The organism is Bacillus sp. ATD, assembly GCF_050585765.1.
In the GTDB taxonomy this organism is placed as follows: domain Bacteria; phylum Bacillota; class Bacilli; order Bacillales; family Bacillaceae; genus Bacillus; species Bacillus stercoris.
The window spans coordinates 539206-551499 of record NZ_JBOBQH010000002.1 but is presented as its reverse complement, the minus strand read 5'-3'; the positions used below and the strand labels follow the sequence as shown (position 1 = coordinate 551499).

Genomic DNA, 12294 nt, shown 5'->3' with positions numbered 1-12294 from the left:
ATAATCAAGTGATTGATTCACTATCTTGAAATAACTTTCGAACGCTGTGTCCAAAATTATGTAATAAAAACGCTTCCAACGATATTTTACCACTGTTTGCAATTTGATTCTACCTTGATTGTTCACAAAATAGTAAAAAACCTTTATAAAAAACAAAAAATTTAATCATTCGAAAAAAGAAACGCCAAAAAGCATAGGATTAAGGGCTATCCTATGCTTTTATGAAGCAGTTTTTTCAGCAGCGGATACAGAACATCCGGTAACTGATCAACATCCGGGACAAATATACTGAATTTTCCGTACATATCCTGAATTGTCTTCATTTGCGATTCTTCTATTTCTGAGTTGGAGAGAAAAACATTTATCACTTCTATTCCTCTTTTTCGAGCTTCGATAACCGCCTCACTTGTATCGACGATTCCGTTTTGTTCGTAGCCAAATGCAGCCGGCTCTCCATCTGAGAAAACAATTAAAAACTTTTGCGCCTCGCTGCGCTGCAGCATTTTTTTTGTCATCTGGCGGATCGCGTACCCGTCACGGTTATCTTCCTCTGGCTCAAGCTGCATAATTGCCGGCCCAGATTCTTGCCTTAATGATGATTGGAAGGGAATAACCGTATTGAAATAGTTTGGCTGGCTTGTTTCGGTCGCATCATTTGTGTCTTCCCAGAAGCCGACAATCTGATGCGGAACCGCTACCGATTTCAACGCTTCGTGAAACAGCACGATTCCTCGTTTTGTTTCGTCCATTTTGTCGAACATGCTGGCTGAACAGTCCACCAGTAATGTAAAAACAGCGTCGATTTCCGAAGATGGTTCTTGCTTTTTATAGAACAGGCGCGGATTTCGCTCAGTGAAATACCTGAGAAGCTTATTGTTCAGTCTCCCGGCATGAAGGTCTGTTCTCGGCAATGTTTTTTTATGCTCCAGCGTTTTTTGAATCATTTGTTTCAAACGCTTTTGATACGATTCAATCGTTTTTGCCTGCTGTTTATAAGAAAGCTCTTCTTCATTTGTTGCCGGCTGCGGTTCTTTATAAATTGGGAATGCGTATTTATTTTCTTTGCCGTCAGCCATACCCGCTCCATTCGGCTGGTCTTTTTGGGATTCCAGCGCTTCCAGCTTGGAATAGTCTTTCCGTTTCGTTTGTCTGGCTGATCCTTGAACAGAGCCAAGGGCCTGATCTCCATCGTCGCCTTCCCTTGCTGCATCTTTTCCTAAATCCGATTTTGCGCCGTGCTCAATATCAAATTGAAGAAAACTTTTAGACGGTGCTTCTGTTTCCCTGTGCCATGTCGGCATTTCTTCTTCATGAATATCCTCATCACCGTCAGATTGTTTTGGAAGCGTAATGTCATCACTCAGCTTCGGCGCTTTTTTCTCTTCTTCGAATAACGGCTGATCAGCAGCTTTTGCATAATCCAGCTCCGGCAAAAAAAAGTAAGTGTTGAGCATATCTTTATCGAGCACCTCTTCAAGCCCGTCCATGAGGTCCTCCACAATTTTCAGAACCTGCCGTGTCGAATCTGCTTCATACACAAGCAAGAGCTGCTGCTCAATAAATGGGCGCATCAGATCGATATCTTCACGCATGGACGGAAGGGTCTCAAGCGGTGATTCCGCAGTGAGCTTGACATAGATCGCGCAAAAGAGCGCATCCGTAAAAATGCTTCGTTCCAAATTTAAGGTGAGCTGGGTTGAGAAATGTTTTCTGTACATGTCTTTTCGTTTTGCAAATACATGTTTCGTACCCGGGCGCTCACGTTTGATGCATTCTTCGATCCTGATGTCTTCAAGCAGCATAAACAGCTGCTTGGCAAAACTTTTGAATGTAAGGCGGCGATGGATATCATTCAAAAAGTTCGCGAACTCATGCAGCGAGCTATATCTTGTTCCGACTGAACGCAGGTAGACGTCGCTTTTCAGCCCCGCTTCCATGTCCTCAGCTGCCCTGTCTTTCCAAAAGTGGCTCATATAGATTTTCTTTTCGAATGGATTGTAATAGGACTGAACGCCATACTCTACTTCTACCGCTTCACTCTTGGTGAGTGTTTTGGCCAAATCAGCCAGCATCATAAATAAAAACGAATCAATCGTGCTGTCGTTAAATTTGATAAATTTCATCGCAGCCCCCTCATTCAAACAGAGTTTCTGCAATATTTCGGACGGCGGCTTTTTCCCGGTCATCATCAAGCTTTTCTACAATTCCCCGCTCAATGGCACGACGCGGCGGAATATAAGCGGCTAAATCACATGTATCGATTAAAGCTCTGATGGATGCCGCTTCTTCAGACACCTGTCCGTTATTGGCCTGAACAATCAAATCAGAGGAAAGCGTAATAAATCTGTCAATTAATTTCTCGTCTTTCAAGGCTGACTGAGACATAAGCACTTGTTTCAGCAGCTCGCCTTTAATATAAGGCACATCAATGATGACAAAACGGTTTTTTAATGCTTCATTTAGAGGAACAGTTCCGACATAGCCTTCATTGATGGCTGCAATGACTCCGAAACCGCCTTTAGCCCGTATGACCTCGCCTGTAAACGGATTTGTCATCATTTTTCTGTAATCTAAAACACCGTTTAAAATAGGCAGTGTTTCCGGCTTCGCCATATTGATTTCATCTATATAAAGAAAATGTCCTTCCTTCATTGCCTTTGTAACAGGCCCTGAAACAAACTCGATTGTCGCCTGGCCAGATTGATTTTCAATCGTTTTATAGCCGACCAATGCCTCAGCGTCCAAGTCGACTGAACAGTTGACGCTGTGCATCGGTTTATGAAAATAGCTGGACAATGTTTCAGCCAGCTTTGTTTTCCCTGAGCCTGTAGGCCCTTTCAGCAGGACATTTTTTCCCATGGCTAATGCAATAATGGCATCGAATAAAATGGCTTCATCCTCCGCCTCATAGCCTGATGTTCCGATGAGCGATTGAAACTCTGGGGAAATTGGCTGATCTTTATATGATAATAGCTTTTGTTGTATATCTTCCGGCAATGTTAAGTGCTGTAGTTGAGTTGTCATAGACTGATTCCCTTTCCTATTCATATTCCATTAACGAGTATACTAAAAAAGCCCCTGTATGCTCAATACAAAAGGGCTTGGATGATATTACTGCTTCTCGTTATTTCCCAAAAGGGCTCCGCAGACAATACGCGCACCAGAATTGCCGCTTGGGTTTGTCAAATAGTCGTCGGCTTGCTCATGAATAATAAACGCACTCCCGTCTCCGTCGAGAATATTTAGTTTACTTCCTTTTTTCAATGAGGTGTCAGGCGCATTCATAATGACATCTACCTTTCCATCAGCACCGACTTCAAGGTTCGGCAGATCTCCGGCATGATGCCCCATCGGATTGTTGAAGCCATGTTCTTTGTTCAGCGGATTAAAGGGACCGCCCGCTGATTCAAAATCCGGCCTGACACAAGAACCTTTCTCATAAATATGAAAACCGAGGGAAGCCCCTGGACGCAGGCTGTTTGCAGAAATGTGAATATCGAGGCCTTCATCATCTGATTCTTTGATCTCTATGAAACCGACTGCTTTCCCATCACGATTGACCAGCTGGACGTGGTGACCAAACGCTGACGTTTCAACTACCTTTTTTTCCGGCACCCGATTAGGCGGGTCTGGAGGTTTTTTTTGTCCGCATCCCGCAACTCCCAGTGCCGTCAGCATTATCAACAGCAAGAGACGGTACATACTGTCTCCCCCTTGTTTTTTTCTAACAGTGTGGTCAATCATTGTCTGATATAAACAAAAAAGCCTATAAAAGGCTTTTTGCCATGCTCATTTTTAAAAATAACTTCGTGCGCCCAAGTATCGTTGTTTCCAATACGAATTGCTGAGATTGGAAATGTCGACGCCCGATGAGCTTGCATGAATAAAATCACCGCCGCCTAGATAAATCCCCATGTGAGACGGGCCGGATTTATATGTGGTAAAGAAGACAAAGTCTCCTACTGACGGCTGGCTTACTTTCTGCATGACATTCCAATATCCTGCCGTACTCAATCTTGATATAGATGATACATTATTAATGAGGTAATAAATGAAGCCGCTGCAATCAAAACCGGCAGGCGTGTTTCCGCCCCATCGGTACGGCACTCCGACATATTTTTTCGCTTCCGTTATCATTCTGTCAATCTTCGAGCCTATTTGAATGTTTGACCCTGAGTTATCTTTTGGCTTTGTTGGCTTTGTCGGATTAGATTTTGATGTTCCCGAAATAGTCAGAACCTGCCCGATTTGCAGCACATCCGATGATAAATTGTTTTTATCACGGATGCTTTGGACAGTGACTCCAAGCTGATTTGCAATCTTCCACAGTGAATCGCCTGCTTTTACCTTGTACGTCGTTGTTTTTGGGGAATTGGCGTTTGGCGGCTTCTTGGAACCGCTGTTTCCGCTCTTAGGTGCGCTGCTTCCTTTTATTTTGAGCACCTGTTTAGGATAAAGCGTATCTGATGTTAAGCCATTTAATGTTTTCAATTCAGCTACAGTCATATTTAAGCTGTTTGCGATTTTCCACAGTGAGTCACCGAGCTTAACCGTATATGTACTTTTTGAAGAACCTGAAGAATTGGAACCGCTGTTTTTCTTTGATCCATTTGATCCGCTTGAACTGCTTGTCCCTTTGATCTTAAGCTTTTGCCCCGGACGAATCAGGTCACTGCTCAGGCCGTTTAAGCTTTTAAGCTCAGATACACTCATTTTATGATTTTTAGCAATCATCCATAGGGAATCACCATAGGCAACTGTGTATGTTGACGTTTTGCTTGAGTTAGACGAGGATGTCGTGCTTTTTTTGCTGCCGCTTTCAGGAACTTTAAGGCTTTGTCCGACGTAAAGCACCGTTGATTTCAATTTGTTTTCGGATTTGAGAGCTGATATTGTCGTATCATACTGGCGGGAAAGTTTCCAAAGAGAGTCACCGCTTTTTACTTTTATCGTTTTTGCTTCCGCGGGTGCTGCGGCCATCGACGACCCAACAACTGCAGAAACAGCCAAGCCGGCTACAATTTTCTTTTTCATTCATTCAACCTCCTAAACTGTTTTTTGGCAAAAACAGCTAGTATTTTGTTTCCAAAAATGGCATACAACTGTTTTATCGTCAATTTTTCAGCAAGTTAAACCCTTTTTCAAACATTTGGCAGCATTTTCAGCATCATTCGACCTTTAAACCTTCAAATAAACATCTAACATTTTACATAAACACGATATGTTTTTCGAAAGTCTAACGAACTATTTAAGTGAGGGTAAAAATGATGGTTTTCTATTGATGAATGAAGCAGATTTTCCTCCTTTCTTGTCTGTTTTTCTTATCATTCTCTATCGATCTGCCAAATCCCTCCCTCTGCATTCTTATGAAAAGGCAAAAAGCCTGTTCTTTCGATAAGAACAGGCTTTTACACTATGCATTTGCTGATTGAGATTTTTGTTTTACAGCTTCAAGAATGCTGTCGGCCGCTTTTTTAGAGCTGCCTGCCGCTTTCAGTGATTGTCCAATTTCTTTTGCTTTTTCAGCATACGTGCGATTGTTCATCACTTCTTGAATCGTCTCTTCCAGCAGACTTTCAGATAATTCTTCCTTTTTAATTACTTTTCCTGCGCCGACTTTTTCCACCTGATCTGCGACCACGAATTGGTCACCTCCCATCGGTATGACAACAAGTGGTGTTTCAAAATACAAACCTTCACTTGTGCTGTTCATCCCGCCGTGGGTCACAAATAAGCTGGCTCTTTTCAGGATCTCAAGCTGAGGAACATACGGGCGTACAATGAAATTTTCAGGAATTTCGTTTAACTCATTTGCTTTAATATGTTTGCCGATGGAAAGCACAACTTTACCATCAAAGTCTTTACACACTTCAAGGCATTGATTAAAAAACTGCTTTTGATTGTTAAAAATGGTTCCCATCGAAATAAACAGCACGTTTTCATTGTCAATTTGATCAAATGGGAAATCATTGTTTCCGGCTCTTTCAGTAATAGAAGGGCCGACAAAAACATACCGCTCACCGAACTGCTCAGCCATTGGCTGAAATCCCCTTGATGTAAAGACAATCGTCAAGTCACCATCAGCTAAAAAAACATCAAATGGCTTTTTGATCTCTGCTTGAAAATCAGCATTTAAAGCTTCTACAAGCTGCTGATATGATTCATAATGAGGCGAATCTTCAAGTGACCCTTTCATGTACGCTCCCATCATTTCTTTAGCAAATTCCTCATTCATCGCAAAGGTTGTACACAATGAAAATCTCGGCAGCTTCAGCAAGTTGGCAATGACTTTACCCGCAAGAAGATGGTGATCATAGATGACATAATCATACGATTCATGTTTGACTTCCTCATAAATATGAGTCGCAATATCTTTACAGCTTTTCAAAAAAGCGCAGATCATTTCAGTAAAGTCTCTTTCTTCATCACCGGTTGCATTTTTGCCGAAGTAATCCCCCCTAAAATCATGATACTCACGAAACTCAATATCAAGTGCTGTGATTTTATCTTTATATTCCTTCACTGCGTAGTACGTAATGTTTTCCCCCCGGGATTTCAGCTCCTTCATCACACCGATAGAGGGATTAATATGCCCTTCACCGGGAAAACCGATCATTAATACATTAGCCATGCGGCAGCACCCTTCCTTTGAAAATTTATGTAATATTTCATACGGTACTATAAATACATAAACAGGTAAAGTATTTCACTTAATTAATATTAACCACATGTAACTTTTCTACCACTTTATATTTTCTGTCTTCAAGACAAAAAGCATTCAGCTTGAAGCGAATGCTTTAATAAAGATGCGAATTCAGTCATTTTGTCTCATGGCAGGATTCTAAATCAGGCCCTTTTCATTATTTTTACGTTCTTGGTGAAATTAACGGATATAATACACCGTCTTTGGCAAACGACATCTTCCCTGTCTCCTCTGAAACCACAAGCACAAGCGCATCCGTATAGCCCGACATACCGAGAGCCGCCCGGTGCCGTGTTCCCAAATGGATATCCACTTCCTTCGCCGTCAGCGGGAGCACATTGGCTGCAGACACAAGCTTGTTTTCTCTCACCAATAAAGCACCGTCATGAAGAGGGTTTCCAGGGAAAAAGATGCTTTCAATTAATGATGAGCTGATCTCGGCATGAAGAGCGGTGCCTTTTTGAATATAATGTTCAACTGGATCCGCTCTTTCAATCACAATTAAGGCGCCGTGCTTATGCTCCGATAAGGCTTTAATCGCCTTGGCCAGCTCAATGAATGCCGGCGTAAACTCCTCAATGTATGATTGCAAATAAAAAGATGATGCAACCCCCTGCATATCCTGAAAAATGTGCCCTAACTCATCTAATTCACAAAGAAGGCACTGGTCTTTTTCATGAAGCGTTTTCAAAATTAACGATGCATCCCCTAATATTTGCTCTAAGTACACCTGTATTTTCCCTTTGAATGCATTTTCTGATATCTGTTCATAACGCATAGCCTTCATCTCCTGTTCAAATTTCCAACTTTTCACGAATGCTTATCTTATTGATGCACATTCTATAGGGAAAGGAGGGATGTAAAGAATGGAAATCGAAAGAATCATTCAGTATATTTGCACCTTTTTAGGCGTGATTTCACTTTCTTTTATTTATGCCCAAATGTTTAGAAAAACGAAACCGACAAAAAAAGAATAGGCCAGGCGTTCATTGCTTTTTATACATAAAATGTTATAATTTCTCTCGTTATGAAAAAGAAACGGAGATCAATGTATGAAAGAAACTCAAAACGCCCGGGAAAAAATCAAACAGCTCTTGCACATTTTAATCCCGATATTCATTACCCAGGCGGGGCTTTCTCTAATGACTTTTTTAGATACGGTGATGTCAGGGAAAGTCAGCCCCGCTGATTTAGCGGGTGTCGCGATTGGCTCAAGCCTTTGGACCCCTGTTTACACAGGACTGGCAGGTATATTAATGGCGGTCACCCCGATTGTCGCTCAGTTATTAGGCGCCGAGAAAAAACAGAAGATTCCCTTTACTGTTTTACAAGCTGTATACGTGGCCGCGCTTCTTAGCATCGCCGTTTTAGTGATTGGATATGTTGCAGTTGACCTTATTCTTGGCCGATTGAACCTTGATATTCACGTGCATCAGATTGCTAAACACTTTTTAGGCTTTTTATCACTGGGAATTTTCCCTTTATTTGTTTACACCGTGTTGAGATCATTCATCGACTCATTAGGAAAAACGAGAGTCACAATGATGATTACACTCAGTTCTCTTCCAATCAACTTTGTATTGAATTATGTATTTATCTTCGGGAAATTCGGCATGCCGGCACTTGGCGGCGTCGGCGCAGGGCTGGCATCAGCGCTTACTTATTGGTGTATCTGCGTTTTCAGTTTTTTCATTATCCATAAAAACGCACCGTTTTCTGAATACGGGATTTTCCTTACGATGTATAAGTTCTCTTGGGAAGCATGCAAAAATCTACTCAAAATAGGGCTGCCTATTGGGTTCGCTGTATTTTTTGAAACGAGCATTTTCGCAGCTGTTACGCTTCTGATGAGCCATTTTCATACAGTGACCATCGCGTCCCACCAGGCAGCCATGAATTTTGCGTCTCTTCTATATATGCTGCCGCTCAGCGTGTCCATGGCTTTAACAATTGTAGTCGGTTTTGAAGCGGGTGCAGCCCGTTTTAGAGATGCACGCTCATATAGCTTAATCGGCATCATGATGGCGATCGGCTTTTCTTTGTTCACAGCCGCCTGTATCCTGTTATTCAGAGAACAAATTGCGGGCATGTACACTTCTGACCCCGATGTGCTCAGGCTGACACAGCACTTTTTAATTTATGCGCTGTTTTTTCAGCTTTCCGATGCCGTGGCCGCACCTATCCAGGGAGCGCTCAGGGGGTACAAAGACGTGAACTATACGCTTGCGGCTGCTTTTGTCTCTTACTGGATCATTGGCCTTCCGGTCGGTTATATGGTCGGTACGTTTACAAGCCTGGGTGCATTCGGCTATTGGATTGGATTAATCGCAGGACTCGCCGCCGGCGCAGTTGGGCTGTTTTTCAGGCTGGCAAAACTGCAAAAACGTTATTCGCAAAAACAATACATGTAAAAGAGGTGTCAATCATGGCAAAAAACAACAAATTATACGAGTATCTTTCTCAGCATGCGGAGACCATCAGTTCAACATGGTATGAAACAATTGAGGAGACTGATCCAAATTCCATTTATGCATCAACAGACCCTGCTGTCATTCACAATTTAAAAAGCCAGAACCTCGCCTTCAATTATAAGATCAATCGTATTTTCATAGATGATGAGGAAGTATACCTGCCTATCCTGAAAGAATGGGCCTTTGAAGTGACACAGGATCCTGAGCATTTAAAGACTCCTATCCACTATATTATTCGTGAATTTGTCAGAGTGAGAGATTTATATGTTTCCTATGTGAAAGAATTTGTCCATCTCAATCAGGATGCTGTGAAAGGCGAAGAAGCTGAAGACCTGTATCATTCCCTTATCAAAGCGTTTGATCTTGTGATCCATATTTTTATAGAAGAAATGTACAAAAACACAAGCCTTCAGCTGCAGGCCCAAAAAGATATGATTACTGAATTGAGCGCGCCGGTCATTGTGCTGTTTCACAGCGTCGGGCTGCTGCCTTTAATCGGAGATATTGATACGGTTCGCGCCAAACTGATTATGGAAAATACTCTGCATCAATGTGCGAAGAAAAAGGTGACACAGCTGTATATTGATTTGTCAGGGGTAGCAATTATTGATACAATGGTTGCCCACCAGCTGTTCAGTTTAATTGAGGCGCTGCGTTTAATCGGTGTTTCTTCAACTTTGTCTGGAATCCGTCCGGAAATCGCGCAAACAGCGGTTCAGCTAGGGTTGTCTTTCGATGACATTTCCTTGAGATCCACCCTCGCTTCAGCAATTGCATCGGACTTAAAATTAAAAAAGGTATAAGGCTTAAGGCCTTATACCTTTTTGATTAATCATTCCATTGATAAGTCCAATATATTTCTTCTTCAAACCATGTTGCCATAACAGGTTCATTATTTTTTAATTTCTCTTCAAGCTCTCTGAGCATACCTTCTGTTTGTGTGCGGTGAGCTCTTAACGCATTCATTTTAATATCAGCTACTTCTTTGATATCAAGTACCACATCAGCTTCGCCGAGAATCTCTTCTCTGTTGCGGGTAATAGCCATGCAGATTGTACGCGGACGGTCTTCTTTCTTTTTGCGGTACAATGCACGGATAACCGCTTCCCCGCATGCATCATGGTCAGGGTGCACACCGTGTCCGGGATAAAATGTGACAATTAAACTTGGTTTTACATCATCTATGATCTCTTCCATAATATCAGCTAAATACTCATCATCTTCAAATTCGAGCGTTTTGTCACGGAGTCCAAGCATACGAAGGTCATTGATATCCATTTCTTTGCAAGCGTTGATGAGCTCTTGTTTTCTTAGCAGCGGCAACGTTTCCCGATTCGCGAAAAATGGATCGCCCATATTTCTGCCCATTTCACCTAAAGTGGCACAAGCATACGTAACGGGAATGTCTTTTTTTCTGTTTAAGGCAATGAGGCCTGCCACTCCATATGATTCATCATCAGGGTGAGGCAGGATTACTAGTACATGTTCTTTCATTATTATTCACCCTTTTCTTTAAACTGTGAACGGTTTTTCACTGATTTGCAGAGAAATAGCCAGTTTACCGCCCGGCAGGTGTCCCGCCATTAATAAACGGTTTTCTTCATCTACCGTGTATTCAGTCAAGCCTTCAGCATAAATCCAGCCTTCTTCTGTTTTCAAGCCAACGCGGTAAGGTCCATTGCCTTTGATTTTTGCCTGATGATAAGTGACTTTTGCATTGCGTATATATGCAACAACCGTCATGTTCTTTTCATTTAAATGCGCTGAATAAGAACCTGTGGTGGTTTCTAAATGGATATATACAGGGCGGTCCGCATATCGTTCTAAAGATGCTTGCACATCTTCTTTTATGATTGCTTTCATGATTGCTCCCCTCTTTCTTCTTTTAAATACTCTGCACGTTTTGTATGTAATTTGACCAGCTGATATTTCACAGCCGGTTCGAGCTGTGAATTCACGATGCGCTGAATCGCGGCAAAATATTTTTCCAGCATCGGTTTTCGGAGTCTTGGATGTGTTCGTTTATCCAAAAGCTCAAGATCAATCGCCTCTGCTACCGCTTCTGCGTCATCATGTGCGAGAGATCGGTTATTCCAAAGTGAAGCGTAGGCTTTCACTATCTCTTTATCATTGTCCATCGTCTTGCTCCTTTATGTCTTACATACATGAAATGATTATACATAATATATGCATCAGCTGAAAAGCCAAAGGCCTCAATGGCTTTTTGACGCCCGTTTCCACTTCACTTGTGAAAACGTAAACAAGAGCAGCGCAGCCCATATACAGCTGAATGTAAAAGCCTTCGAGCTTGAAAATGGCTCATGGTAAACAAACAGCCCAATCAGCAGAGTAATGGTTGGCGCAATATATTGTAAGATACCGACTTGGTACAGCGGCAGCCGTTTCGCTCCTTCCGCAAACAATAAAAGCGGCAATGCCGTAAACACACCGGCCAAAAAGAGAAGCAGCCACGTCCCTCCGCTTTCTGCACCCGCTGGCTGAGCATGTCCGCTGAACAGCAAATACCCCAATGCAATGGGCATAATCATGAATGTTTCCAGCGTTAAACCGATGGCGCTTGGCAGGCTTGTTCTTTTTTTACTTAACCCGTACAGTCCAAAGCTGAATGCGAGCAGAAGCGCGACATAAGGAATGGAGCCGTATTGGAACGCCGAGATAATGACGCCGGCCGCCGCAATCGAAACGGCCACTAATTGCAGGCGATTCAGTTTTTCCTTTAAAAATATAATCCCAAGGAGTACTGATACAAGCGGATTAATGTAATAACCAAGACTAGCCTCAAGCAAAAAGCCATGATTGACAGCCCATATGTAAACAAACCAGTTAATCGAAATCAGGATAGAAGCGAGAAATAAAGAAAGAATTCCTCCGTTCTTTTTCAAAGAGCGCAGCTCCTGCCATCCTATTTTCCATTGGCGCAAGAAAAAAAGTACGATACACATAAAAACAAAAGACCATATAATACGATGAGCCAAAATATCAAGAGCCGGCAGCTGTTCGAGAAGCTTCCAATAAAGCGGAAACAGCCCCCACATGATAAAGGAAACGGCTGTGTAAAGAACGCCTTTTTTTGTTTCTGCATGTTGCATTGATATCCCT

12 protein-coding genes are annotated in these 12294 nt (G+C 42.3%); 2 read left to right on the top strand and 10 right to left on the bottom strand.

Going from position 1 to position 12294, the window contains the following annotated elements; all coding sequences use genetic code 11:
- Positions 1–206 precede the first annotated feature (206 nt).
- From ACQXR1_RS07545 to cdaS, 6 genes are all read right to left on the bottom strand, one after another.
- On the bottom strand, positions 207–2123 hold the full coding sequence (locus tag ACQXR1_RS07545) for a nitric oxide reductase activation protein NorD (RefSeq protein WP_172640303.1): 1917 nt from the start codon (positions 2121–2123) through the stop codon (positions 207–209).
- Positions 2124–2133: 10 nt separating this feature from the next.
- Entirely contained in the window at positions 2134–3048 is a 915-nt protein-coding gene (locus ACQXR1_RS07540; RefSeq protein WP_430771926.1) for an AAA family ATPase, read from the bottom strand.
- 63 nt (positions 3049–3111) lie between these two features.
- Positions 3112–3702: a superoxide dismutase family protein gene (locus ACQXR1_RS07535; RefSeq protein ID WP_014664276.1), complete on the bottom strand. Its 591-nt coding sequence runs from the start codon at positions 3700–3702 to the stop codon at positions 3112–3114.
- A gap of 93 nt (positions 3703–3795) precedes the next feature.
- On the bottom strand, positions 3796–5034 hold the full coding sequence (gene cwlS / locus ACQXR1_RS07530) for a D-gamma-glutamyl-meso-diaminopimelic acid endopeptidase CwlS (RefSeq protein WP_430771925.1): 1239 nt from the start codon (positions 5032–5034) through the stop codon (positions 3796–3798).
- Positions 5035–5413: 379 nt separating this feature from the next.
- The gene (locus ACQXR1_RS07525; protein ID WP_430771924.1) at positions 5414–6631 is read right to left on the bottom strand and encodes a macrolide family glycosyltransferase; all 1218 of its coding nucleotides are present in this window, start codon (positions 6629–6631) and stop codon (positions 5414–5416) included.
- 235 nt (positions 6632–6866) lie between these two features.
- Positions 6867–7490, bottom strand: a complete 624-nt coding sequence (gene cdaS / locus ACQXR1_RS07520) for a cyclic di-AMP synthase CdaS (protein WP_430771975.1) — start codon at positions 7488–7490, stop codon at positions 6867–6869.
- 265 nt (positions 7491–7755) lie between these two features.
- On the opposite strand from cdaS, the gene ACQXR1_RS07515 reads away from it, so the two are divergent.
- Together ACQXR1_RS07515 and rsbRC are read left to right on the top strand one after the other, a co-directional pair.
- Positions 7756–9114, top strand: a complete 1359-nt coding sequence (locus ACQXR1_RS07515; protein WP_430771923.1) for an MATE family efflux transporter — start codon at positions 7756–7758, stop codon at positions 9112–9114.
- A 14-nt stretch (positions 9115–9128) separates the two neighbouring features.
- On the top strand, positions 9129–9977 hold the full coding sequence (gene rsbRC, locus ACQXR1_RS07510) for an RsbT co-antagonist RsbRC (RefSeq protein ID WP_071581994.1): 849 nt from the start codon (positions 9129–9131) through the stop codon (positions 9975–9977).
- Positions 9978–10002: 25 nt separating this feature from the next.
- Here the strand turns inward: rsbRC and bshB2 are convergent, their stop codons facing one another.
- The 4 genes from bshB2 to rarD form a co-directional block, all read right to left on the bottom strand.
- Complete coding sequence (bshB2, locus tag ACQXR1_RS07505) at positions 10003–10668, bottom strand: bacillithiol biosynthesis deacetylase BshB2 (RefSeq protein ID WP_040082883.1); 666 nt, start codon at positions 10666–10668, stop codon at positions 10003–10005.
- An 18-nt stretch (positions 10669–10686) separates the two neighbouring features.
- The gene (locus ACQXR1_RS07500; RefSeq protein WP_003231213.1) at positions 10687–11037 is read right to left on the bottom strand and encodes a YojF family protein; all 351 of its coding nucleotides are present in this window, start codon (positions 11035–11037) and stop codon (positions 10687–10689) included.
- A complete protein-coding gene (locus tag ACQXR1_RS07495; RefSeq protein WP_040082881.1) occupies positions 11034–11312 on the bottom strand; it encodes a hypothetical protein in 279 nt (92 codons plus the stop codon). Before ACQXR1_RS07495 ends, ACQXR1_RS07500 begins: the two co-directional genes overlap by 4 nt.
- Positions 11313–11387: 75 nt before the next feature.
- Positions 11388–12284 (bottom strand): EamA family transporter RarD, encoded by an 897-nt coding sequence (gene rarD / locus ACQXR1_RS07490; RefSeq protein WP_040082880.1) that lies wholly within the window; start codon positions 12282–12284, stop codon positions 11388–11390.
- Between the last annotated feature and the right edge of the window lie 10 nt (positions 12285–12294).